23 protein-coding genes are annotated in these 23,843 nt (G+C 71.2%); 12 read left to right on the top strand and 11 right to left on the bottom strand.

Annotated elements, in window-relative coordinates; all coding sequences use genetic code 11:
- Positions 1-110 precede the first annotated feature (110 nt).
- The 5 genes from STRVI_RS42040 to folE all read left to right on the top strand — a co-directional run bounded on the left by STRVI_RS42040 (position 111) and on the right by folE (position 6,182).
- On the top strand, positions 111-1,253 hold the full coding sequence (locus STRVI_RS42040; RefSeq protein ID WP_014061660.1) for a zinc-dependent metalloprotease: 1,143 nt from the start codon (positions 111-113) through the stop codon (positions 1,251-1,253).
- Between the two features lie 203 nt (positions 1,254-1,456).
- The gene (gene tilS, locus STRVI_RS42035) at positions 1,457-2,560 is read left to right on the top strand and encodes a tRNA lysidine(34) synthetase TilS (protein ID WP_014061659.1); all 1,104 of its coding nucleotides are present in this window, start codon (positions 1,457-1,459) and stop codon (positions 2,558-2,560) included.
- Positions 2,561-2,621: 61 nt separating this feature from the next.
- A complete protein-coding gene (gene hpt / locus STRVI_RS42030) occupies positions 2,622-3,161 on the top strand; it encodes a hypoxanthine phosphoribosyltransferase (RefSeq protein ID WP_043241584.1) in 540 nt (179 codons plus the stop codon).
- Between the two features lie 245 nt (positions 3,162-3,406).
- Positions 3,407-5,449 carry an ATP-dependent zinc metalloprotease FtsH gene (gene ftsH / locus STRVI_RS42025; RefSeq protein ID WP_014061657.1) on the top strand — a complete coding sequence of 681 codons (2,043 nt, stop codon included), beginning with the start codon at positions 3,407-3,409 and terminating at the stop codon, positions 5,447-5,449.
- A gap of 127 nt (positions 5,450-5,576) precedes the next feature.
- Positions 5,577-6,182: a GTP cyclohydrolase I FolE gene (gene folE, locus STRVI_RS42020; protein WP_014061656.1), complete on the top strand. Its 606-nt coding sequence runs from the start codon at positions 5,577-5,579 to the stop codon at positions 6,180-6,182.
- Positions 6,183-6,286: 104 nt separating this feature from the next.
- Here the strand turns inward: folE and STRVI_RS42015 are convergent, their stop codons facing one another.
- From STRVI_RS42015 to STRVI_RS41990, 6 genes are all read right to left on the bottom strand, one after another.
- Positions 6,287-6,784, bottom strand: a complete 498-nt coding sequence (locus STRVI_RS42015) for a DUF3180 domain-containing protein (RefSeq protein ID WP_014061655.1) — start codon at positions 6,782-6,784, stop codon at positions 6,287-6,289.
- A 61-nt stretch (positions 6,785-6,845) separates the two neighbouring features.
- Entirely contained in the window at positions 6,846-7,439 is a 594-nt protein-coding gene (folK, locus tag STRVI_RS42010; protein WP_014061654.1) for a 2-amino-4-hydroxy-6-hydroxymethyldihydropteridine diphosphokinase, read from the bottom strand.
- On the bottom strand, positions 7,436-7,795 hold the full coding sequence (folB, locus tag STRVI_RS42005; protein WP_014061653.1) for a dihydroneopterin aldolase: 360 nt from the start codon (positions 7,793-7,795) through the stop codon (positions 7,436-7,438). The genes folK and folB overlap by 4 nt, the downstream gene beginning before the upstream one ends.
- A 207-nt stretch (positions 7,796-8,002) precedes the next feature.
- Positions 8,003-8,488, bottom strand: coding sequence for a nuclear transport factor 2 family protein (locus STRVI_RS42000; RefSeq protein WP_014061652.1), 486 nt, complete (start codon positions 8,486-8,488; stop codon positions 8,003-8,005).
- Positions 8,485-9,363: a dihydropteroate synthase gene (gene folP / locus STRVI_RS41995; RefSeq protein WP_014061651.1), complete on the bottom strand. Its 879-nt coding sequence runs from the start codon at positions 9,361-9,363 to the stop codon at positions 8,485-8,487. Before folP ends, STRVI_RS42000 begins: the two co-directional genes overlap by 4 nt.
- A 34-nt stretch (positions 9,364-9,397) precedes the next feature.
- Positions 9,398-11,230: a phosphatidylglycerol lysyltransferase domain-containing protein gene (locus STRVI_RS41990; protein WP_014061650.1), complete on the bottom strand. Its 1,833-nt coding sequence runs from the start codon at positions 11,228-11,230 to the stop codon at positions 9,398-9,400.
- A gap of 143 nt (positions 11,231-11,373) precedes the next feature.
- Between STRVI_RS41990 and STRVI_RS41985 the strand changes: the two genes are divergently transcribed.
- Positions 11,374-12,504, top strand: a complete 1,131-nt coding sequence (locus STRVI_RS41985; protein WP_014061649.1) for an alpha/beta hydrolase — start codon at positions 11,374-11,376, stop codon at positions 12,502-12,504.
- A gap of 84 nt (positions 12,505-12,588) precedes the next feature.
- Here STRVI_RS41985 and STRVI_RS41980 read toward each other — a convergent pair whose 3' ends face one another.
- Positions 12,589-13,746, bottom strand: a complete 1,158-nt coding sequence (locus STRVI_RS41980) for an ABC transporter ATP-binding protein (protein ID WP_014061648.1) — start codon at positions 13,744-13,746, stop codon at positions 12,589-12,591.
- Between the two features lie 139 nt (positions 13,747-13,885).
- Here STRVI_RS41980 and STRVI_RS41975 point away from each other — a divergent pair, with 139 nt between their 5' ends.
- The 4 genes from STRVI_RS41975 (at position 13,886) to STRVI_RS41960 (ending at position 17,732) form a co-directional block, all read left to right on the top strand.
- Positions 13,886-14,569, top strand: a complete 684-nt coding sequence (locus STRVI_RS41975) for an ABC transporter permease (RefSeq protein ID WP_014061647.1) — start codon at positions 13,886-13,888, stop codon at positions 14,567-14,569.
- Positions 14,569-15,306 (top strand): ABC transporter permease, encoded by a 738-nt coding sequence (locus STRVI_RS41970; RefSeq protein ID WP_014061646.1) that lies wholly within the window; start codon positions 14,569-14,571, stop codon positions 15,304-15,306. The genes STRVI_RS41975 and STRVI_RS41970 overlap by 1 nt, the downstream gene beginning before the upstream one ends.
- Before the next feature lie 206 nt (positions 15,307-15,512).
- Positions 15,513-16,472, top strand: coding sequence for an ABC transporter substrate-binding protein (locus STRVI_RS41965; protein WP_014061645.1), 960 nt, complete (start codon positions 15,513-15,515; stop codon positions 16,470-16,472).
- A gap of 249 nt (positions 16,473-16,721) precedes the next feature.
- Positions 16,722-17,732 (top strand): hypothetical protein, encoded by a 1,011-nt coding sequence (locus tag STRVI_RS41960; RefSeq protein WP_014061644.1) that lies wholly within the window; start codon positions 16,722-16,724, stop codon positions 17,730-17,732.
- Between the two features lie 76 nt (positions 17,733-17,808).
- Here the strand turns inward: STRVI_RS41960 and STRVI_RS41955 are convergent, their stop codons facing one another.
- Together STRVI_RS41955 and STRVI_RS41950 are read right to left on the bottom strand one after the other, a co-directional pair.
- Positions 17,809-18,951: an NADH-quinone oxidoreductase subunit D gene (locus STRVI_RS41955; protein ID WP_014061643.1), complete on the bottom strand. Its 1,143-nt coding sequence runs from the start codon at positions 18,949-18,951 to the stop codon at positions 17,809-17,811.
- 74 nt (positions 18,952-19,025) lie between these two features.
- Positions 19,026-20,048: an SAM-dependent methyltransferase gene (locus STRVI_RS41950; protein WP_014061642.1), complete on the bottom strand. Its 1,023-nt coding sequence runs from the start codon at positions 20,046-20,048 to the stop codon at positions 19,026-19,028.
- 108 nt (positions 20,049-20,156) lie between these two features.
- Between STRVI_RS41950 and STRVI_RS41945 the strand changes: the two genes are divergently transcribed.
- On the top strand, positions 20,157-21,353 hold the full coding sequence (locus STRVI_RS41945) for a sensor histidine kinase (protein WP_043241575.1): 1,197 nt from the start codon (positions 20,157-20,159) through the stop codon (positions 21,351-21,353).
- Between the two features lie 110 nt (positions 21,354-21,463).
- Positions 21,464-22,153: a response regulator transcription factor gene (locus STRVI_RS41940; protein ID WP_014061640.1), complete on the top strand. Its 690-nt coding sequence runs from the start codon at positions 21,464-21,466 to the stop codon at positions 22,151-22,153.
- A 123-nt stretch (positions 22,154-22,276) separates the two neighbouring features.
- On the opposite strand, the gene STRVI_RS41935 is transcribed toward STRVI_RS41940, so the two are convergent.
- The gene (locus STRVI_RS41935; RefSeq protein WP_014061639.1) at positions 22,277-22,624 is read right to left on the bottom strand and encodes an ArsR/SmtB family transcription factor; all 348 of its coding nucleotides are present in this window, start codon (positions 22,622-22,624) and stop codon (positions 22,277-22,279) included.
- 115 nt (positions 22,625-22,739) lie between these two features.
- Positions 22,740-23,822, bottom strand: a complete 1,083-nt coding sequence (locus tag STRVI_RS41930; RefSeq protein ID WP_014061638.1) for a DUF5937 family protein — start codon at positions 23,820-23,822, stop codon at positions 22,740-22,742.
- Positions 23,823-23,843: the final 21 nt, after the last annotated feature.

Raw genomic sequence — 23,843 nt, 5'->3', positions numbered from 1 at the left:
ACGCCACGGTGGCCGCCGTAAGGCCACGAGGGTGACCCGGACGCCGGGCGGCCGCCTGTGCGGACCGCGGTGTCCTCCCGGATGGGGCGCGGGCCACGTACCGTGAAGCCATGACGAGCATCGGTGGTGTGGAGATGGTCGACTGGAATCTCGCGGTCGCGACCGCGACCCGGCTGGTGCGCCCAGGGCCCGAGGTGAGTCGTGACGAGGCGCGTGCCGTCGTCGCGGAGCTGCGGCGGCACGCCAAGTCCTCGGAGGAGCACGTCCGCGCGTTCACCCGGATGGCCGTCTCCGGCGGCCCGGCCTCGGACACCCCTGTCCTCGTCGTGGACCGCGCGGGCTGGATCAAGGCCAATGTGGCGGGCTTCCGGCAGATCCTCAAACCGCTGCTCGGCAAGATGCAGGACCGGCGCGGCGGACTGCCCGGCGGGGCCGTGCTGGGCGCCGTCGGCGGCAAGGTGACCGGGGTCGAGCTGGGGATGCTGCTGTCCTTCCTCGCCTCCCGGGTGCTCGGCCAGTACGAGACCTTCGCGCCCGCGACCCGCGAGCTGCCCGGCTCCCCGGGCGGCGGCCGGCTGCTGCTGGTGGCGCCCAACATCGTCCACGTGGAGCGCGAACTCGACGTGGCCCCGCACGACTTCCGGCTGTGGGTCTCGCTGCACGAGGAGACCCACCGCACCCAGTTCACCGCCGTGCCGTGGCTGCGCGACCACATCGAGTCCGAGATCCAGGCGTTCCTCGGCGAGACCGACGTGGACCCGGCCACCCTGCTGGAGCGGCTCCGCGAGGCCTTCCAGTCGCTGAGCGGCGGCGGCCGTCCCGGTGACGAGGGGGGCGAGGAGGAGGGGCGCGGCGCGCCCAGCATCATCGAGCTGGTCCAGACCCCCTCCCAGCGGGAGATCCTGGCCCGGCTGACCGCGGCGATGTCGCTGCTGGAGGGCCACGCCGACTACGTCATGGACGGGGTGGGGCCGGAGGTCGTGCCGTCCGTCGCGGAGATCCGGGAGAAGTTCCAGAAGCGCCGGGCGAGCGGCGCGGGCCGGCTCGACCAGGCGCTGCGCAAGCTGCTGGGGCTCGACGCCAAGCTGCGGCAGTACCGTGACGGTGAGCGATTCGTCCGGGCCGTGGTGAACGAGGTCGGCATGGACGGTTTCAACCGTGTCTGGACCTCGCCCAACACCCTCCCGACCAAGGCGGAGATCAGCAAACCCGCCGAGTGGGTCGCGCGGGTGCACCGTAAGGCGGAGTCCTAGAACCGGCACACTCCCGGCACACGTGGAAACGGACGAACGCTCCCTTTAATCACTCGTCCGAGGGACCGTTGGCGACGGGTAGGCGTGCGATGCTCGGGGAACAGCTCGCTTCTGTCACCATCGACATACGCAGCGTGACGAAAAGCTGCGTAACTCCTCGTACCCCCCGAGGCACCCCCTCGAATGACAGATGGGAAACGGACATGGGTCCCCATCCAGCGGTCGCCGCGATACGCCTCGCGGTCCGCCGCGTCCTCCACGACGTCCTCGTCGCCCACTCGGCCTCGTCCTCCTGCTCGCCCTCCGCCGCCTCTTCGCCCTCGACGCGTTCGGCCCCCGCCCCCCGCGGCTCCGCCCCGCGCGACGACGCGCCCCTCGTACTCGCCGCCTGCTCGGGCGGCGCCGACTCCATGGCGCTCGCCTCCGCCCTCGCCTTCGAGGCCCCGCGAGCCGGCCTGCGGGCCGGCGGGGTCACCGTCGACCACGGCCTGCAGCAGGGCTCCGACGCCCGCGCCGCCGAGGTCGCCGACCGGATGCGGGCGCTGGGCCTGGCGCCGGTCGAGGCAATCGCCGTGTCCGTCGGCCGCGGTGGCGGCCCCGAGGCCGCCGCCCGGGACGCCCGCTACGCCGCGCTGGACGGCGCCGCCGAGCGCCACGGCGCCACCGCCGTGCTGCTCGGCCACACCCGTGACGACCAGGCCGAGACGGTTCTGCTGGGCCTCGCCCGCGGCTCCGGCACCCGCTCGCTGTCCGGCATGGCCTGGGTCTCCGGGGCCGACGGCCGCTACCGCCGCCCCTTCCTCCAACTGGACCGGCACACGGTCCGCGAGGCGTGCCTGGCCCAGTCGCTGCCCGTCTGGGACGACCCGCACAACGTGGACCCGTCCTACACCCGCTCCCGGGTCCGCCACGAGGCGCTGCCCATCCTGGAGAAGGCACTGGGCAAGGGCGTCGTCGAGGCGCTCGCCCGCACCGCCCAGCTCTCCCGTGACGACGCCGACGCCCTCGACGCCTGGGCCGCCCGCGCCGAGGCCGATGTGATGACCACCGCACCGGCGGCGGCCGGTGGTGCGCAGGCGGTGCATCTCGACACCGTCGGCCTGCACGGACTGCCCACCGCCGTCCGCCGCCGGGTACTGCGCCGCGCCGCCATCGCCGCGGGCGCGCCGGCCGGTTCGCTCTTCGCCCGCCACATCGAAGAAGTGGACCGGCTGATCACCGGCTGGCGGGGGCAGCGGGCCATCAACCTCCCCGGCCGCGTCGAGGTCCGCCGTGAGGGTGGCAGACTGGTCATTCGGCAGGGCTGATCCGCCCGAGCCGGATGAGCGGGTACGTCGAACGAAAGTGGCGCGGGTGGACGACAAGGACATGGGCACCGACCTCAAGTCGGTCCTCATCACCGAGGAAGAGATCAACGCGAAGCTGGCGGAGCTGGCGGCCACCATCGACGAGGAGTACGCGGGCAAGGATCTGCTGATCGTCGGCGTGCTCAAGGGCGCGGTCATGGTGATGGCGGATCTGGCACGTGCCCTGTCCACGCCCGTCACCATGGACTGGATGGCCGTGTCGTCCTACGGCGCGGGCACCCAGTCCTCCGGGGTGGTGCGTATCCTGAAGGACTTGGATACCGACATCAAGGGCAAACACGTCCTGATCGTCGAGGACATCATCGACTCCGGACTGACGCTGTCGTGGCTGCTGTCGAACCTGGGCTCGCGTGAGCCGGCCTCGCTGAACGTCTGCACCCTGCTGCGCAAGCCGGAGGCGGCCAAGGTCGCCATCAAGGTGAAGTGGGTCGGCTTCGACATCCCCAACGAGTTCGTCGTCGGCTACGGGCTGGACTACGCCGAGAAGTACCGGAACCTGCGGTTCGTCGGCACCCTGGCCCCCCACGTCTACGGCGGCTGACGGCGCCGCGGGCCCCTGGGAACCTGGCGGGGTTTTCCGCCGTTGGAGCAGGGGAAGGCGGTTTTGTTAACAGTCCACGGCGGCGTCGGGTGACAATGCTGGGGTACCGTCCGAAGGTCAGTCTTTTTTGAGGCTGAGGATTACACAGCTCATACACCGCAAATACACCGCACGCACAGGCGGCCCCTCCAGGGCTGCCGTGCCTCACTGTGGCAGGAGGGACGGGGCGGCTTCGCCCCGTATGGATGGACGTGAAGCGCTACTTCCGTGGGCCGGTCATGTGGATCGTGCTGGCCGTCCTCGCCGTGGTCGTGTTGATGCAGGTCGTCGGCTCGTCCGGCGGCTACAAGTCGGTGGACACCAGTCAGGTCGTCAAGGCGATCAACCAGAACCAGGTCCAGTCCGCCGAACTGACGACCGGCGACGAGCACAAGGTAAAGATCAACCTCAAGGACAACGTCGCCAAGATCTCGGGCAGCGACAAGCTCCAGGCCACCTACATCGGTGACCAGGGCGTCGATCTCGCCAAGACTCTGCAGGCCAATGCCCAGAAGCCCAACGGGATCCCCGACGGGTACAACGTCTCGACGTCGAAGCAGAACCCCTTCGTCGGGATTCTGCTCTCGCTGCTCCCGTTCGTGCTGATCGTCGTGGTCTTCCTGTTCCTGATGAATCAGATGCAGGGCGGCGGCTCCCGGGTGATGAACTTCGGGAAGTCGAAGGCCAAGCTGATCACCAAGGACACGCCGAAGACGACGTTCACCGATGTGGCGGGCGCCGACGAGGCGGTCGAGGAGCTCCAGGAGATCAAGGAGTTCCTGCAGGAGCCGGCGAAGTTCCAGGCCGTGGGCGCCAAGATCCCCAAGGGTGTGCTGCTCTACGGCCCGCCCGGTACGGGTAAGACGCTGCTCGCGCGTGCCGTCGCGGGCGAGGCGGGTGTCCCCTTCTACTCGATCTCCGGCTCCGACTTCGTCGAGATGTTCGTGGGTGTGGGTGCCTCCCGTGTCCGCGACCTGTTCGAGCAGGCCAAGACCAACGCCCCGGCCATCGTCTTCGTCGACGAGATCGACGCCGTCGGCCGGCACCGCGGTGCGGGCATGGGCGGCGGCCATGACGAGCGCGAGCAGACGCTGAACCAGCTGCTCGTCGAGATGGACGGCTTCGATGTGAAGGGCGGGGTCATCCTGATCGCCGCCACCAACCGGCCCGACATCCTCGACCCGGCGCTGCTGCGCCCGGGCCGCTTCGACCGGCAGATCGCCGTCGACCGCCCGGACATGCAGGGCCGGCTGGAGATCCTCAAGGTCCACCAGAAGGGCAAGCCGGTCGCCCCGGACGTCGACCTGTCGGCCGTCGCCCGTCGCACCCCCGGCTTCACCGGTGCCGATCTGTCGAACGTGCTGAACGAGGCCGCCCTGCTGACGGCCCGCAGCGACGGGAAGCTGATCGACAACCACTTCCTGGACGAGGCGATCGACCGAGTCGTGGCCGGCCCGCAGAAGCGGACCCGCATCATGAGCGACAAGGAGAAGAAGATCACCGCGTACCACGAGGGCGGTCACGCCCTGGTCGCGGCGGCTTCTCCGAACAGCGACCCGGTGCACAAGGTCACGATCCTCTCCAGAGGCCGGGCCCTGGGCTACACCATGGTCCTGCCCGAAGAGGACAAGTACTCGACCACGCGCAACGAGATGCTGGACCAGCTCGCCTACATGATGGGCGGCCGGGCGGCGGAGGAGCTCGTCTTCCACGACCCGACCACGGGCGCGTCCAACGACATCGAGAAGGCGACCACCACCGCCCGCGCGATGGTCACGCAGTACGGCATGACCGAGCGGCTCGGCGCGATCAAGTTCGGCTCCGACAACTCCGAGCCCTTCCTCGGCCGTGAGATGGCTCACCAGCGCGACTACTCGGAAGAGGTCGCCGCGCTGGTGGACGAGGAGGTCAAGAAGCTCATCGAGGCCGCGCACAACGAGGCCTGGGAGATTCTCGTCGAGAACCGGGACGTCCTGGACAACCTGGTGCTGGCGCTGCTGGAGAAGGAGACGCTGAACAAGGAGGAGATCGCCGAGATCTTCATCCCGGTCATCAAGCGCCCGGCCCGCCCGGCGTGGACCGGCTCCTCGCGGCGTACGCCCTCGACCCGTCCGCCGGTGCTCTCCCCCAAGGAGCTGGCCCCGGCCAACGGTGCCCAGCCCACCTCGGCGGCTTCGCTGACCAAGAGCACCACCCCGGAGGACGCCGCCGAGCGCCCTGAGGGCTCGGGCTCCGGTTCGGAGAGCTGATCCCCACCATCGGGGGCGGTTTCCGTCCCCGGTGGCCCTGGAATGAATGCCGCGTCCACCAGGTTCTAGCCTGGTGAACGCGGCATTTACGCGTTCGTTGTGTGTATGTGAGGAACGAGGCAGCTCCATGACCGACCCGGTGACGCTGGACGGCGAGAGCCCCATCGGCGTGTTCGACGAGAAGCGCGCCGAGAACGCGATCCGAGAGCTGCTGATCGCCGTTGGCGAGGACCCGGACCGGGAGGGGCTGCGCGAGACGCCGGGCCGGGTGGCCCGTGCGTACAAGGAGATCTTCGCGGGGCTGCGCCAGGAGCCCGAGGACGTCCTGACCACCACCTTCGACCTGGGCCATGACGAGATGGTGCTGGTCAAGGACATCGAGGTGATGTCCTCCTGCGAGCACCACCTGGTGCCCTTCGTGGGCGTCGCCCATGTGGGCTACATCCCGTCCCACGACGGCAAGATCACCGGGCTGTCCAAGCTGGCCCGGCTGGTCGATGTCTTCGCCCGCCGCCCCCAGGTCCAAGAGCGGCTGACCACGCAGGTCGCCGAGTCCCTGATGCGGATACTGGAGCCGCGCGGGGTGATCGTGGTGGTCGAGTGCGAGCACATGTGCATGACCATGCGCGGGGTGCGCAAGCCCGGCGCCAAGACCCTCACCTCGGCCGTCCGCGGCCAGCTACGCGATCCGGCCACCCGGGCCGAGGCCATGAGCCTCATCATGGCCCGCTGAGCGGCTCCGGGCGCCTCAGCCGGGCCTGAGCCTCAGCGGCACAGGGCGAGGCCCGTACGGGTGGACTCGTGCCCTCGGGCGTCCGCTGCGCCTGTCTGTGCGCCTCAGGCGCGGGCCGCGGCGCTCGGGCCGTTGCCGTCGTTGTCGTCGTCCTCCGGGAGCTTGAGGACCCGCTCCAGGAAGAACGCGGCCGCCACCACCCCCGCGGCCGCCAGTACCGACGCCCCGGCGTAGATGGCCTGATCCCGGCGGGCGGGCACATCGAGCTGCTCCATGGCCAGGAAGACGCCCGCCCCGCCGTACATCCCCGCGACCAGCGCCGCCACCAGCGCGCTGGCCTGCCCGAAGAGCACCGCACGGGCGGCCACCATCGGGTCGACGCCCTTGGCGCCCGGCTGCCGCTCGCGCTGGGCGCGCAGCCGGGACCGCAGCGACAGCGCGGTGGCGGCCAGCACGACCGCGATCAGGGCCAGCACGATCGGCGCGGCCACCGGGACGCTCGGCAGCGACCCCACCGTGTCCCACAGCCGGGCGCCCGCCCACGACACCACACCGGCCACGGCGAACAGCCCGACCAGCACCCCGATCCGAAGTTGCTTCACCGAGCGGTCGCCCCTCAATTCAGTACGTGCCAACGTCTCCGGAACCTATCCGGATCAACGTCTACTCGGGCAGTCGCAGTTCCAGATCGGTGCGGACCCGGACACCTTCCTGGCCCATCGCGGCCAGCAGCCCCGCCACCGCCCCGCGCCCGGGGACCTCGGCCCGCGGATCCACGTCGTTCCACGGCACCAGCACGAAGGCGCGCTCATGGGCGCGCGGATGCGGCAGGGTCAGGTGGGGGTCGTCGGACACCACGTCCTGATACGCCACGATGTCCACGTCGATGGTGCGCGGGCCCCAGCGCTCGTCCCGCACCCGCTCGAACGCCTCCTCGATCGCGTGGCCGCGCTCCAGCAGCGAGGACGGCGGCAGCGTCGTCTTGATCAGCACCACCGCGTTGAAGTACGTGGCCTGGGTGCCGGGCTCCACGCCCCACGGGTCCGTCTCGTACACCGGCGAGACGGCCTTGACCCGCAGGCCCGGGGTGTCCTCCAGCGCGTCGATGGCGCCCTGGAGGGTCTCCAGGCGGTTGCCCAGATTGCTGCCGAGCGAGATCACCGCTCGTTTGGGGTTGCTCAACGTCACATCGGCGGCGTCCACCTGCTCCACCACGGAGATGGGAACGGGCTGCACGGTCGGGTCGCTGCTGCTCATACTCGGCTCCGGGTGATGGTGATGGTCACGTCGTCGAAGGGCACGGTGATCGGGGCCTGGGGCTTGTGCACCACGACCTCGACCTCCCGTACCACGTCGTGCTTGAGGCACCGGTCCGCGATCCGTTCGGCCAGCGTCTCGATCAGATCGACCGGCTCACCCCGCACCACGGCCACGACCTCTTCCGCCACCACTCCGTAGTGGACGGTCTTGCCGAGATCGTCGTCGGCCGCGGCGGGCCGAGTGTCCAGGCCGAGCACGAGGTCCACGACGAAGTCCTGGCCCTCCTCGCGCTCATGGGGTAGCACGCCGTGGTGCCCGCGAGCCTTCAGGCCGCGCAGCGCGACACGATCCACCTGAATCACTCCTGCTGGTCGTCGGTACGCGGGCACGCCCTCCTGGCCGGAGCGCACCACCCGTCCCCTGCCGTCTGCGGGGGTACCTGCCTCGCAATCTACCTGCGGGCCCCGGCGGCATGCGCCCATGGGGTGGGCGGTGCCCGCTGCCGACGCTCCGCGCCACAGCCTTCTACCCCCACCTCGCGGGGCTCGAACGGGGTCGGGTCAGCCCGGCAACAACCCGTCGTCGGCGGGGCCTTCGGGACCGCCCGGCTCCTCGTCGTCACTCTCCGCGAGGACCGGGGAGCCGTGGTGCGACCAGACCTTCCAGCCGTCCTCCGTGCGGCGGAACACATTCGTGGCCACGACGAGCTGGCCCACCAGCGGGCCGAGCTGGCCCTCCTCCTCCGCGGGGGCGCCGCTGAGGATGTTCTCGGTGCAGGTCACCAGGGCGGTGTCGGCCATCACCGACACCTCGACATCCGTCAGGAAGAACTGGATGTAGTCCGTATTGGCCATGATCAGCGCATAGGAGCGGAGCACCTCGCCGCGGCCGCGCAGCACCGGCCAGCCCGGGTGGACACAGGACACCTCGGTGTCGGGGGAGTCCAGCCACAGCCGCTGCAGCGTGGTGTGATCGCCCTGCTCCATGGCGTCGTACAGCGCGGTGTTCACCTGCGCCACACGTTCGTTGTCCGTAAGGGAAGTCACAGCGCTCCCGCCGCGTTCTCGGCCGCTTCGATGGCCCGCGCCACGCGCACCGCGTCCGCACTGGCCCGTACCTCGTGCACCCGGACGGCCCAGGCGCCCTCACGCGCCGCGAGCGCGGTGACCGCCGCCGTGGCGGCGTCCCGCTCACGCGCGGGCGGCGGGCTGCCGCCGTCGCCGGCCAGGACGCGCCCCAGGAACCGCTTGCGGGAGGCCGCCACCAGCAGCGGGCGGCCCAGCTCCCGCAGCGCGGACAGATGGGCGACCAGAGTCAGGTCGTGCCCGGCGTCCTTGGCGAAGCCCAGGCCCGGGTCGATCACGATCCGTTCCGGGTCGATACCGCCCGCGACGGCCTGCTCCAGGCCGGTGCGCAGCTCGGCGACGACCTCGCCGACCACGTCCGCGTACACCGCTCGGTTGTTCATGTCGATCGACTGGCCGCGCCAGTGCATCACCACGAACGGCACCTCCGCCGCGGCCACCGCGGGCACCATCGCGGGGTCGGCGCCGCCGCCGCTGACGTCGTTGACCAGCCGGGCCCCGGCCGCCACGGCCCGCTCGGCCACCGTGGCCCGCATGGTGTCCACGCTGATCACGGCACCGGTCGCGGCCAGCTCCCGGACGACGGGGATCACCCGGCGCAGCTCCTCGGCCTCGTCGACGCGCGCCGCGCCGGGCCGGGTCGACTCACCGCCGACGTCCACCAGGTCGGCCCCGGCGGCGACCAGATCGAGACCGTGCTTGACGGCCAGTTCGGTGTCGAACCACCGGCCGCCGTCGGAGAAGGAGTCCGGTGTGACGTTCACCACGCCCATCACCGCGCACCGGTCCCACTCCGGCAGTCCGGCCACCCGGCCCCGCCCATGCAACGTGCTCATGTGCCCAGCCTAGGCGTAGGGGGTGCCTTCTGGATCAGGCCGCCTGCTGCAGCCCCCGCCCGTCGGCCAGCCGCCGATGGGCGCAGGGCCGGGGCTCGGGGCGCGGTCCGCGGCGCAGCAGCCGGGGCAGGGCGAACGAGACGAAGCCCTCGGCCTGCATCGCGGCCAGGCCGATCCGGGGCAGGTCCCGGGTGTTGCGGAAGACCACGAAGCGCGGCTCCCAGCGCGGCTGGAACTTGGCGTTGAACTTGTACAGCGATTCGATCTGGAACCAGCGGGAGAGGAACACCAGCAGCGCCCGCCAGCCGCGCAGCACCGGGCCCGCGCCCAGCTTCTCGCCGCGCGCCAGCGCCGAGCGGAACATCGCGAAGTTCAGCGACACCCGCTCCACGCCCAGCTCGGGGGCGGCCTGCAGGGCGGCCACGATCAGCAGCTCGTTCATGCCCGGGTCGGCGCTCCGGTCGCGCCGCATCAGCTCCAGGGACATTCCGTCCGGGCCCCACGGCACGAAGTGCAGCACGGCCTTGAGGTCCCCGTACGGGCCCTCCTCGGCGTCCTCGCCGGCGGCCTTGTGGGCGGTGGCGATGACCGCGTCCCCGTCCGCCGGGTCGCCGATCCGGCCCAGCGCCATCGAGAAGCCGCGCTCGGTGTCGGTGCCCCGCCAGTCGGCGGCGGCGCGCCGGATGGCCTCCAGTTCCTCGGGGCCCAGGTCGGCGGCGCGCCGCACCCGGGTCTGGTAGCCGGCCCGCTCGATCCGCTTGACCATCTGGCGTACGTTGCGCATGGCGCGCCCGGACAGGGTGAAGTCCGCCACATCGACGATGGCCTCGTCGCCGAGTTCGAGCGCGTCCAGGCCGGTCTCCCGGGTCCACACCTCGCCGCCGGTCTCGCTGCACCCCATCACCGCCGGGGTCCAGGAGTGGGCCCGCGCCTCCTCCATGAAGCAGGCGATCGCGCCGGGCCACGCCTCCACGTCGCCGACCGGGTCGCCGCTGGCGAGCATCACCCCGGAGACCACGCGGTAGCAGACCGCGGCCTTGCCGCTGGGGGAGAAGACCACGGCCTTGTCGCGGCGGAGCGCGAAGTGGCCGAGCGAGTCGCGGCGCCCGTGGGCGGCGAGCAGCTCCCGCAGCCGCTCCTCGTCCCCGGGGGTGAGGCGGGCGGCGGGGTGTTCGGGGCGGAAGGCGAGATAGGCGGTGGTGGCGACGGTCAGCAGGCCGAGCGCGCCGAGCGAGTAGCCGACGGTGTAGTCCGCGCCGTGGCGGTAGCCGACCGGCCCCTCGAAGCCGAACAGGCCCCACAGGACATGTTCCAGCTGCTCGCTGAGCGACGGATTTCCTTCGATGGCGTCCGGATGGGAACGGACGATGAGCAGTCCCACGCCGAGGCTGACCGCGCCCATGACCACGAAGTTGGCCAGCGCCATCCAGCGGCTGCGCGGATCGGGCAGCGCCGCGAACTCGGCGCGGTAGCGGATCAGCACCCCCATCAGGACGAGGGAGAGGACCATGCCGATGACCGAGTGCCGGTAGAGGAGCTGGGCGGCCGCGCCGACGGGCAGCAGCCCCACGGCCGCGACCCAGGCCCGCCGCTTACGCCGCTTGAGGCCGTGGGCCAGCATCAGCAGCAGCAGACCGACCACGATCGAGGCGGCGGCGGCCAGGGAGCTCACGGCGCCCGGCAGCAGCTCGGCCAGCGCGTGCACCCTGCTGTGGCGCAGCCGGGGGAAGACGATGTCCATCAGCCCGATGAGCGTGCAGGCTGTGCCGACGACCGTGGGCATGGCCTCCGGCCTGGGGCCGCGCAGCAGGCGCCGTATCCGGTTGGGAACCTCTCCGGACGTTTCGGCATCTTGACTGTCAGGCATCTGTATTCCCGTCGCTTCGGTCAAGAGGATCTTTGGTTCTGTTGCGTGGCATCCGCACGATTTGCGCCCTGGTAGACGCCGTTTGAGGCGGCGGGGTTCCAACCGCGGCACGGGGGAGCCGGCCGCCCGGCAGAAAGATAGTGATGGGTCTCACGAGCAACAACCTCGTGATCGCGGCGGTCGTAGCGGCGTTGCTGCTGTTCGCGGCCACGATATGGCTGTGGCCCCGGTTGTCCGGGCGCGGAGTGGCTCCCGTGCTCGGCCGGGTCGGCATGTTACTGGGGACACAGCTCACCGTGTTCGCGGCGTTCGGATTGTTCGCCAATCAGTCGTTCGGCTTCTACGGTTCCTGGTCCGACCTCTTCGGTACGCAGGACGAGCCGGGTGTCGTGGTGGACCACGACACCCCCGGTACCCGGGTGAAGGTCACCGAGACCCGTCACCTGGCCGGGGACGGCGGCTCGTCGCCCAGGGTCGCCGGGCGGGTCGAGAAGGTGAACATCCAGGGGCCGGTCTCCGGGATCGCGAGCCCCGCGTACATCTATCTGCCGCCAGAGTACTTCCGGCCCGAGTACGCCCGGCGGACCTTCCCCGCCGCGCTGGTGCTGACCGGATACCCGGGCACCACCGAAGCCCTCATCAATGGCCTGAAATACCCCCAGAACTCGTACAAGCTGGTCAAAGCGGGGAGGATGCAGCCCCTCGTCCTGGTGATGATGCGGCCGACGGTCGCGTCGCCGCGCGACACCGAGTGCGTGGACGTGCCGGATGGGCCGCGGACCGAGACGTTCTTCACCAAGGACGTGCCGAAGGCGGTGGCCGACCACTACCGAGTGGGCCAGCGGGCCCGTAACTGGGGCGTCATCGGAAATTCCACCGGCGGCTACTGCGCCCTGAAGATGGCGATGCGCCACCCCGACGCCTTCTCCGCGGCGGCCGGGCTCTCCCCGTCGTACAAGGCCCCGATCGACGCGACCACGGGCGATCTCTTCGGCGGCAACAAGCGGCTGGAGCGGGAGAACGACCTGATGTGGCGGCTGTCCCGCAAGCCGGCGCCGCCGGTGTCGCTGCTGGTCTCCAGCAGTGAGCACGGTGAGGAGAACTACCGGGACACCGTGCGCTTCGTGAACAAGGTGAAGCGGCTGAACCGGCGCGGGGAGCCGACCCGCATCTCGTCGATCATCCTGGGCACCGGCGGCCACAACTTCAACACCTGGAAGCGGGAGGTCCCCGCCGCGCTGGAGTGGCTCGGCGGCCGCCTCGGCGACCGCTGAGCCTCCGGGGCTCCCCCGAACCCCCGAAAGCCTCCGGAAGGCGTCGGGGGAGTGCGGGGGAGGTCCGGAGGGCCCGGGGGCGTCCTAGACGTCGGCGACGGTCTGCAACTGCACGTCCCCGCGGGCGATGCCGCCCGCGTCGGCGTCGATCGAGCGGCGGAGGGCCTCATGGAGCCGGGCCGGGGTGAGGACGCCGAGGAAGCGGTCCTCGTCCAGGACCGCGATCCAGCCCGCGTCATGCTGCAGCATCGTGCTGAACGCCTGCTTGAGCGGCGCCCCGACCGGCAGCCACGCCTCCATCCGGCGCGCCTGGTCCCGTACGGTCCCCTTCGGGTTGTCGGCCGCGTCCGCCGGGATCCAGCCGTGCAGCCGCTCCGCGTCGTCCAGGACGACGGCCCAGCGCGCCCCCTCCGAGGCCAGCCGGGCGGCCGCCTTGGCGAGCGGGTCGTCCAGGTGGACGACGGGCGGCTGCTCCAGGTCGCCCGGCTCGATGGGGGTGACCGACAGCCGCTTCAGCCCGCGGTCCGCGCCGACGAAGTCGGCCACATACGGGGTGGCGGGCGCGCCCAGCACCGTGGCCGGGGTGTCGAACTGCTCGATCCGCCCCGAGCCGTAGACCGCGATGCGGTCCCCGAGCCGGACCGCCTCCTCTATGTCATGGGTGACGAAGAGCACGGTCTTGCGCACCTGTGACTGAAGTCGCAGGAATTCGTTCTGCAGATGCTCGCGTACGACCGGGTCGACCGCGCCGAACGGCTCGTCCATCAGCAGCACCGGCGGATCCGCGGCCAGCGCGCGGGCCACGCCGACGCGTTGCCGCTGGCCGCCGGAGAGCTGGTCGGGGTAGCGGTCGCCGTAGACGGACGGGTCGAGGCCGACCAGGTCGAGCAGCTCGGCGGCGCGCTCCCGCCCCTTCTTCCGCTGCCAGCCCAGAAGATGCGGCACGGTGGAGGTGTTCTCGAGCACGGTCTTGTGCGGGAACAGCCCGACCTGCTGGATGACATAGCCGATACGGCGGCGCAGGGCGACCGGATCGGCCTCGGCGATGTCCTCGCCGTCCACCAGGATCCGCCCCGATGTCGGCTCGATGAGCCGGTTCACCATCTTCATCGTCGTGGTCTTGCCGCAGCCCGAGGGGCCGACCAGGGTGACCAGCTCACCCTCCGCCACCTCCAAGGAGAGGTCGTCCACGGCCGTCGTGCCATCGGGGTAGCGCTTGGTGACATGCTCGAAACGGATCATGGCTCCTCATTGTTGCCGCATTCGTGGCAGACATTGTTGCTGTTGTGTGGCGATCGGACGAGATTGTCATCTCTCGGGGTTAGGGTCACCAGGAATTGTGAAGAGCAACGGGCCGTGACCCGACGGGGGAGGTGAGCGTATGGCCGACGGAAACTGTCTGATCAGTAACGAGTGGATATGCGGTGAGTATGTACGCACACGTGGTCAGGAGCTGACGGACGCGACGCTCGAGCATGTGTGGATCACGCTCGCCTCGGTCGCGATCGGTCTGTTGGTCGCCCTTCCGCTGGCGCTGCTGGCCCGCCGGTGGAAGGTGGTGTCGGGGCCGGTGCTGGGGCTGACCACGATCCTCTACACGGTGCCGTCGCTGGCGATGTTCTCGCTGCTGCTGCCCGTGTTCGGGGTCTCGGTCGCGGTGGTGATCACCGGTCTGGTGCTCTATTCGCTCACGATCCTGGTGCGCAACATCATGGCCGGTCTCGCCTCGGTGCCCGAAGAGGCGCGGGAGGCGGCCCGGGGCATGGGGTACGGCCCGCTGCGGCTGCTGTTCGGCGTGGAACTGCCCCTCGCGCTGCCCGCGGTGATGGCCGGGCTGCGGATCACCACCGTCTCCACGGTCTCGCTCACCACAGTGGGCGCGATCATCGGATACGGCGGCCTCGGCAACCTCATCTACGAGGGCATGCGCAGCTTCTTCAAGGCCGAGGTGCTCACCGCCTCGGTGCTGTGCGTGGCGCTGGCGGTGGTGGCGGATCTGCTGCTGCTCGCCCTCCAGCGGCTGCTGACGCCGTGGGCGCGCAAGAGTCGGAAGGGCACCACCTGATGGACGTCGTCGCCAAGGCGTGGACCTGGCTGGCCACCGGGTCGCACTGGGCGGGCCCCGACGGGGTGTGGCACCGGCTGGGCCAGCATCTGTTCCTGACCTTCGCCTGCCTGGCCATCGCCTGCGCGGTGGCGCTGCCGATCGCCGTGGCCCTCGGCCATATCGGCAAGGGCGGCGCGCTCGCGGTCAACATCTCCAACGCGGGGCGCGCCGTGCCCACCTTCGCGGTGCTGGTGCTGTTGCTGCTCAGCCCGCTGGGGACGCACGGCGAGTGGCCCACGATCATCGCGCTGGTGCTGTTCGCCATCCCGCCGCTGCTCACCAACGCCTACGTCGGAGTGCACGAGGCGGACCGGGAAGTCGTGGAGGCGGCCCGCGGGATGGGGATGACGGGCGGCCAGCTCATCCGCAGGGTCGAGCTGCCGCTGGCGTTCCCGCTCATCATGACGGGCGTTCGGACGGCCGCGGTGCAGGTCGTGGCCACCGCGACGCTGGCCGCGCTGCCCGGCGGCGGCGGTCTCGGCCGGATCATCACGGCGGGCTTCCGGCTCACCGACACCCCGCAGGTGGTGGCCGGGGCGGTGCTGGTCGCGGCCCTCGCGCTGGTGGTCGAGGGCGTCTTCGTGGTGCTGGGGCTGCTGCTCGACCCGATGCGGCGCAGGACGGGGCGGCGGCCGGCCGCCGCCCGGCGCCCGCCCGCCGACCAGGCCCCGGCCTCACCGGCGCTGACGACGTAGCACCCGCGGGCGCCGAGTCCTCCCGCGACCGGACGCACGCGCGTGCGGACACCCAGCGCGGACCGCGCGGGTGACGCGGATGGCGCGGCCGACGCAGAGAGCGCGGACAACCCACAGAGCGCCGACGACGCGGAAAAACGCGGAACACGCAGAAACGCGGCCGACGCAGCAGACGCGACGACGCGGACAACTACGGATGGGGAACCATGAGCAAGATCTATCGGGCGGCGGCGGCCGTGGCGGGGGTCGCCGCGCTGACGGCCGGGCTGACCGCGTGTGGCGGGGACAGCCTGGAGAAGTCGAGCGGCGGTGACAGCACCGGGAAACCGGGCAAGGGCTCGCTGGTGATCGGATCCGCCTCCTTCTCCGAGTCGAAGATCCTCGCGGAGCTGTACGCGGGCGTTCTGAAGGACGCCGGCTATTCCACTTCGATCAAGACCGTGGACGCCCGCGAGCTGTATGAACCGGCCCTGGAGAAGGGCCAGATGGATGTCGTGCCGGAGTACGCGGCGACGCTGGCCGAATTCCTCAACCAGAAGAAGAACGGGTCGAATGCCGCCCCGGTGGCCTCCTCGGACGTCGACGAGACGGTCACGGCGCTGAAGAAGCTCGCCGAACCGCGCGGGCTGAAGGTGCTGGACCCCGGCAAGGCCGTGGACCAGAACGCCTTCGCGGTCGGCGGTGACTTCGCGAAGGAACATGATCTCAAGACGCTCTCCGACCTCGGGAAGTCGAAGCAGAAGGTCACCCTGGCGGCGGGCGACGAATGCCCCAAGCGGCCCTTCTGCCAGCCGGGTCTGGAGAAGAAGTACGGCATCGACATCGCCGGCATCGACCCGCTGGACATCGGCAGCGTCCAGGCCAAGCAGGCCGTCAAGGACGGTAAGGACCAGATGGTCCTGACCACGACCACGGACAGCACGCTGGATCAGTTCGGGCTCGTCCTGCTCGACGACGACAAAAATCTGCAGAATGCCGACAATGTACTTCCCGTGGTGAATGCGAAGTCCGCCGGCTCGCAGAAGATCGCGGACTCGCTGAACAAGCTCACCAAGGTGCTGACGACCGCCGATCTGCGGGAACTCAACAAGAAAGTTGACGCCGAGCGGCTCAAGCCGACGGATGTCGCCGCCGACTACCTGCGGGACAAGGGACTGGTGAAGTAGGATCAAAACCCCGCTCGGGAGGGCTTGGCAAGGGATCACGGCCGCGCGACCGCCGCTATTTGCCAACGGATTGACAACAGATCTGGCCCGGCGGGCACCCAAGCGACCCCTTTGCACGGTAAGTTTCGGGCCATGCCACGTGGACGCCACCGCCAATCCCCACCCCTGCACAGGCTTCTTCCCTCCGCTTCGGTCGCAGTCGCGTCAATAACCTGCGCCGCCGGAGCCTGGCTGGTCGGCGATACGGTCGTGATCCGCGGGCTTGCCGCGACCGCGGCCGCCGCCGCGGTCGTCGGCGCCTTCCTGATGCGCCGTTGGGACCGCTCGGCCGGCCGCCGCGTCGCGGAGGCCGCGAGCGAGGCCGCGCGCCAGGAGATGAAGTACGAGGAGCGGATCGCGGAGCTCGAGGCGGACGCCGAGAAGGCGAGCGAGCTCCGCACCGCGCTCAACACCCGGCTGCGCGCCAAGCGCGCCGAGCTCGCCCGGCTGCGCAACGAGCACGCCGAGCTGCTGCGCCGCTACGCCACGGCCGAGACCGAGCGGGCCACCGCCCTGGAGGGCCGCCGCCGGCTCGCGCTGGAGGCCGCGTCCCCGGCGAAGGCGCTGGAGGCGGCGACCAGGCCCGCCGAACCCGCCGAACCCGCCGAACCCGCCGAATCTGCCGGGTCGAGCGTCGAGTCGAACGAGCCGGACGGCACCGCCTCCGGGCGCGTCATGCCGTCGGCCACCGCGTACGCCAAGGCCGACGAGGCGCTCAGCCGGCTCAGGGAGAGCGCGCGACGGCAGAAGGAGCGCCGGGAGCAGGCCGCCGCGGGCGCCCGATCCGACACCCCGGCCCCCGCGATGGACGCCGAGAAGGACGCGGAGCGCGACGGGCACAAGGGCCGTCGCGAGAGCCGCGACAAGGGCGGTGCCGCCACGCTGGGGAAGCCCCCGGCGGCCGGCGGGCAGGACGACGACGGCCCCCAGGAGCCGCCCGTCCACACCCGTACGGCCGCCTCGGCGGTGGTGCCGTATGCCGCGGCACGCCGGGCCGCCTCCCGTTCGGAGAGCGGCTTCGACTACTTCGGCACCCAGAAGAAGCACCCGAAGAAGCAGAAGCGGGAGCCCGAACCCGCCGAGGAGGACCTCGCCGATGTGATCGGCGACGAGACCCTCGCGGAGACCAGGAAGGGCGCGGTGGGCGAGGTCATCGACCTCACCGCGCACGATGAGACGGAACAGATCGACCTCGGGGAGCTGCGCAGCGCGATCTCGTAACGGGATCGCCCGCGCAGCGGGTCCGGGATCGCGCCCGCGCGGCGGGTTGGCGTCGCCGACTACTTTTCGATGTCGCCTACTTGTCGATGTCGCCGACGACGAAGAAGAGCGACCCCAGGATCGCCACCATGTCGGCGACGAGAGTGCCCGGCAGCAGTTCGGTGATCGCCTGGATGTTGTTGAACGAGGCCGAGCGGAGCTTCAGCCGGTACGGCGTCTTCTCGCCCTTGGAGACGAGGTAGTAGCCGTTGAGGCCGAGCGGGTTCTCGGTCCAGGCGTAGGTGTGGCCCTCGGGCGCCTTGAGCACCTTCGGCAGCCGCTGGTTGATCGGCCCCGCCGGGAGCTCGTCGAGCCGGTCCAGGCAGGCGTCCGCCAGCGCCAGGGAGTTGTGCGCCTGCTCCAGCAGGCATTCGAACCGGGCGAGGCAGTCGCCCTCCTGCCGGGTGACGACCTTGAGGACGTCCTGGAGCTCCGGGTAGGCCAGATACGGCTCGTCGCGCCGCAGATCGAAGTCGACCCCCGAGGCCCGGGCGATGGGGCCGCTGACGCCGTACGCGTGCACCGCCTCGCGGGCCAGGACGCCGACGTCGCGGGTGCGGCCCCGGAAGATCTCGTTGCCGAGTACCAGGTCGTCGTACACGTTCATCCGGGAGCGCACCTCGGCCACGGCCTGCCGGGCCCGGCCCAGCCAGCCCGCCGGGAGGTCCTCCTTGAGGCCGCCGACCCGGTTGAACATGTAGTGCATCCGGCCGCCGGAGATCTCCTCCATGACGTGCTGGAGGTCCTCGCGCTCCCGGAACGCGTAGAAGATCGGCGTGATGCCGCCCAGTTCCAGGGGGTAGGAGCCGAGGAACATCAGATGGTTCAGGATCCGGTTGAGCTCGGCGAGCAGCGTACGGGTCCACACCGCCCGCTCCGGGACCTCCATGCCCAGCATCCGCTCGACGGCGAGTACGACGCCGAGTTCGTTGGAGAAGGCGGAGAGCCAGTCGTGGCGGTTGGCGAGCATGATGATCTGGCGGTAGTCGCGCGCCTCGAAGAGCTTCTCCGCGCCCCGGTGCATATAGCCGATGACCGGTTCGGCGCTCTGGATCCGCTCTCCGTCGAGGACCAGCCGCAGCCGTAGCACTCCGTGAGTGGAGGGGTGCTGTGGGCCGATGTTGAGCACCATGTCGGTGCTCTCCGCGGCGCCGCCGATGCCGACTGTCGTCTCCGTCATGCCCCCAGTCTCTCAGCTCCCCCGAGGGCCCCCGCGGGGGCTCGTGACCCCGCCCGGGACGCGATGAGGGGCCCTTACGGCCGCAGCGGGTCGTGCGGCAGGCCCACCGGGTGGTGGAGCCAGGTGAAGGCGCCGAGACCGGCGGGGTCGGTCAGCTCCGCGGTCTCGCCCGCCGTGCCGAGGGCGCGGACGTAGCCGGCGGGATCGGTGGAGGCCAGGGCGAGCGGGGGGCGGCGGGCGTCGAGGCCGAGCGCGCGCAGCGCCTCGCGCTGGGTCATCAGCCCGGCGCCGGGCCCGGCCGCGGCGGCGCACGCGTCCATCGCGACATGCGCCGTCAGATCACGGGAGCCGTCCGGTACGGGCCGGACCTCGCGCCCCTCGCGGAAGCCGGTCAGCGTGCCGAAGGGGGGCCGGGCGGCGCGTTCGTGGCCGTAGTCGACGGCGACCGCGAGGCCCGCCCGCAGGGAGCGCACGGCCCCCGCCCAGGCCGCCTCGCGCGGATGGCCGATCTCGGCGCGCAGCCCCGGTTCGGCGTCCGCCAGGGGCCACCAGCGGGCCAGCCACGCGGCGTCCTCGCCGTCCACCGGGTCGCCCAGCCGCTCGGTGCCGTCCCGGGCCGCGAGGTCCACCTCGACCCGGCGCGGCACCCCGTCCTCGTCGGTCTCGGCGACGTCCACGGGCACGTTGTCGAGCCACTCATTGGCGAACAGCAGCCCCGTGCACCCCTCGGGCGGGGCGTCGAGCCAGGCGATCCGCTCCGCCAGGCCCGCCGGCCGCTCCGCCCGCTCCACCGCGTAGGGTCGCAGCCGCCGGTCCAGGTCGTCGGGCAGGCCGGGGGCCAGGGCGAGGACCCGTGTGAGCAGCTCGCCGCGGCCGGCGCCCAGGTCCACCAGGGCCAGCTCGGCGGGGTGCCCCAGCGCCTCGTCCACCCGGCGCAGCAGCTCCGCGACCGCCCGGGCGAAAAGCGGTGAGGCATGCACCGACGTGCGGAAATGCCCGGCCGGGCCCTCCGGGCGGCGGAAGAATCCGCCCGCTCCGTACAGCGCCTGTTCGGCCGCCGTACGCCATCCGCTCCACTCATGCTTCTCGGTCGCCACACCGCCACGCTATGTGGAATGGTCTCCACCTTGGGGAGTAGGGCCGGGCGATACGGATCGCCCCTCGGGTTGACCCGAGAGGGTTCGGCGGTGCCTACGCTGGGTGACGTGCAGCGCCTCTACGAATTTCTCCGCAGGCATCCGACAGGGGTGGACACCTTCTGGGCCGTCCTCCTCGTCGGCTTCGGTTTCCTGTGGGTCGTGGAGGCGGAGATGAGCCGGGGTTCCCGCTTCGCGGCCGTGCCGATCGTCCTGGCGCTGGGGACGACGGTCGCGCTGCGCCGCCGCGCCCCCGAGAAGATGCTGGTGCTGGCCATCCTGTGCGGTGTCGCCCAGCTCGCCACCAGCGTCAAGCCCAATCTGGCCGACTTCGCCATGCTGGTGATCGTCTACACGGTGGCGGTCGCCTCCGCGCGCCGGGCCTCCCGCTTCGCGCTGGGCGTGGCGATCAGCGCGGCCCCCCTCGCCACCCTCCGCTGGCCGCATTCCCAGCAGGGCTGGTGGGAGGACGTCGTCTCGGCGGTCTTCGTCTCCATCCCGTTCGTACTGGCCTGGGTGCTCGGCGACTCGATCCGCACCCGCCGCGCCTACTACGCCCAACTCGAGGAGCGGGCCGCCCGGCTGGAAAAGGAGCGCGAGGCGCAGTCCAAGGTCGCGGTGGCCGCCGAGCGCGCCCGGATCGCGCGGGAGCTGCACGATGTGGTGGCACACAACGTGTCGGTGATGGTGGTGCAGGCGGACGGCGCCGCGTACGTCATGGACGCCTCCCCCGAACAGGCCCGGCAGGCGCTGGAGACGATCTCCGGCACCGGCCGCCAGGCGCTCGCCGAGATGCGGCGGCTGCTGGGCGTGCTGCGCACCGGGGAGCCGGGCGAGGAGAACGACTACGTCCCCCAGCCGGACGTCGAGCAGATCGACGAGCTCGTGGAGCAGGTGCGCGGCGCCGGGCTCCCGGTGGACTTCAAGGTGGTGGGCAGCCCGCGCCAGCTCCCCAGCGGGGTCGAGCTGACCGCGTACCGCATCGTGCAGGAGGCGCTCACCAACACCCGTAAGCACGGGGGCCCGGACGTGGGCGCGAGCGTCCGCCTCACCTACTTCGACGACGGGCTCGGGCTGCTGGTCGAGGACGACGGGCGGGGCGCACAGCGCGAGATGTACCAGGACGGCGGCGCCGACGGCAGCGGCCACGGGCTGATCGGGATGCGCGAGCGCGTCGGCATGGTGGGCGGCACGCTCGACGCGGGACCGCGGCCGGGCGGCGGCTTCCGGATCAGCGCACTGCTGCCGCTGAAGCCGGCCCGTTGAGCGGTGGGCGCATCATGACCCGTATGCGCAGCCGTAACGTCGCGCCATGGCCGCTGTAAGCCGGCTGTCGGCCAGAGGAGCTGTCGGCCAGAGGAAAGGACCCGTCCGGAATGTCGATTCGCGTCATGCTCGTCGATGACCAAGTGCTGCTGCGTACCGGCTTCCGGATGGTGCTCGCGGCCCAGCCCGATATGGAGATCGTCGCCGAGGCGGGCGATGGGGTGGAGGCGCTGCAGGCGGTGCGCTCCACGGAGGTGGACGTCGTCCTCATGGACGTCCGGATGCCGAAGCTGGACGGGGTGGAGGCGACCCGGCTGATATGCGAGCGGGAAGGGGCGCCGAAGGTCATCATCCTGACCACGTTCGATCTGGACGAGTACGCCTTCTCCGCGCTCAAGGCCGGGGCGGGCGGCTTCATGCTCAAGGACGTGCCGCCCGCGGAGCTGCTCGCGGCGATCCGCGCGGTGCACAGCGGTGACGCGGTGGTCGCGCCCAGCACGACGCGCCGGCTGCTGGACCGGTTCGCGCCGATGCTGCCGGGCGGTGGGGGAAGCGGCGGACGGGTCCGTCCGGAGCTGGAGCGGCTCACCGACCGGGAGCGCGAGGTGGTGCTGCTGGTCGCGCAGGGGCTGTCGAACGGCGAGATCGCGGCGCGGCTGGTGCTCTCGGAGGCGACCGTGAAGACCCATGTGGGGCGCATCCTCACCAAGTTGGAGCTGCGGGACCGGGTGCAGGTGGTGGTGATGGCCTACGAGACCGGGCTGGTGCGGGCCGGGGGCTCGGCGGGCCCGTCTCGCTGAGGCGCGGCGGCCTTTCTTGCGGGGGCGTCCTTACGGTGACGTCTTTACGGTGGCTGCGGCGTCTTTACGGTGGAAGCGGCGTCCTTACGGTGGCTGCGGCGTCCTTACGGTGGGGACGGCCGTCTACCGTTCGTTCTCGCCGTTCTCCCGCCGGTCGCGCAGCACCAGGTCGAGCAGTCCGGGGAAGCGCCGGTCGAACTCCGGGCGGCGGAGCCGGTTGACCCGCTTGGGGCCCATGTCGCGCTGTTCGATCAGCCCGGCCGCGCGCAGCACCGAGAAGTGGTGGCTGAGCGCCGCCTTGCCCACGGGGACGTCGAAGGTGCCGCAGGTGTGCTCCCAGTCGGCCGTGGTGGCCAGTTCGCGGACGAGCTGAAGCCGCACGGGGTCGGCGAGTGCCGCGAGCGCGGTCTGCACCGGGACGTCGTCGGGGTGGGTGTGCTCGGGTGCGGCCCGGTGGCTTCGGTTGCTCATCGCTGCTCTGCTCCTCTGCCGCTTATGGCCCGTGCCGTTTGTGGCCCGGTCTGTGTTCACTCTGGGGTGAACATTTTAGGCGGAGCCCCTGGGGCCGCACGCTACCGACAGAGCCCTACCGCAGCACGCTTTCCAGGAAGTCGCTGCCCAGGCGGGCCACCGACGGCAGGTCGAGTTGGTGCAGCACATAGCGGCCGCGGCGGCGGGTGGTGAGGAGACCGGCCTTCTTCAGCACGGCGATATGGCGGGAGACCTCCGGGGGCGTGATGCCGTACGACTCGGAGAGCTCACCGGTGGTGTGCGGGCCGCGGGCCAGGGTGCGGCACAGCCGCATCCGCATCGGGTGGGCCAGGGCCTCGAGGCGGCGCTGGACGAGTTCCAGGGCGGCGGGCGGGGGCAGCTCGGGGGCGGCCACCGGGTACTGGATCACCGGGCGCCAGCCGGGGGCGTGCAGGACGATGAGATGCGGCCAGCCGAAGGCGGTCGGGATGAAGGTGATGCCCTCTCCGTAGGCCGTAGTCCGGCCGCCCGCCAGCTTGTCGGCCAGGATGCTGTGCCCGTCCTCCGACAGCGACAGCGCGGCGGAGGCCGACGCCAGAGCCTCCCCGAGCCCCTTGCGCTGCAGCAGTTCCGCCTTGTGGCGGGCGTCGGCGGCAAGCTGGATCCGCGTCCGCCGCCAGGTGTCGGCGAAGAACGCTTCGTCGCAGTCCTCCAGCAGCCGCCGCAGCCAGACCCGCAGCCCGTCCGGGTCCTCCAGCATGCGGTCGGTGAAGGCCGCCTGCCGCGGTCCCCGGGCGGCGGCCATCTCGCGGACCCGGGCCCGTTCGCCCGCGTCGACCAGCGGCGAGGGGGTGTGCCGGGTGTACGAGGCGGAGCAGGCGATCTCGAAGGCGGCCGCCACGAACGTCTCGTCGTCGATCCGGTCCAGCGCGTCCAGCTCCTCGGCGAGCGTCGCCCCGGGGGCGGCCGGGAGCAGCAGGTCGGAGCGGGCGGTGCGCCACAGGAAGTCCGCCTCGCAGAGCCGGTCCGCGAGGTCCGGCTTGAGCGCCGAGGCGGTGGCGGTGGCCCAGCCGTGCAGCCCGGGATGGTGGCCGGGCTCGGACAGCACATGGAGCGCGGCGCCCAGCTCGGCGAGCGGGGACGGGCAAAAGACGATGCGCTCGGGCGGCAGCCCGGCGATGTCGATGACATTGGCCATGAGCCCATGGTGCGGGAGCCC

This window comes from Streptomyces violaceusniger Tu 4113 (assembly GCF_000147815.2).
GTDB classification, from domain to species: Bacteria; Actinomycetota; Actinomycetes; order Streptomycetales; family Streptomycetaceae; genus Streptomyces; species Streptomyces violaceusniger_A.
This window is presented reverse-complemented; position numbering and strand designations above follow the sequence as displayed.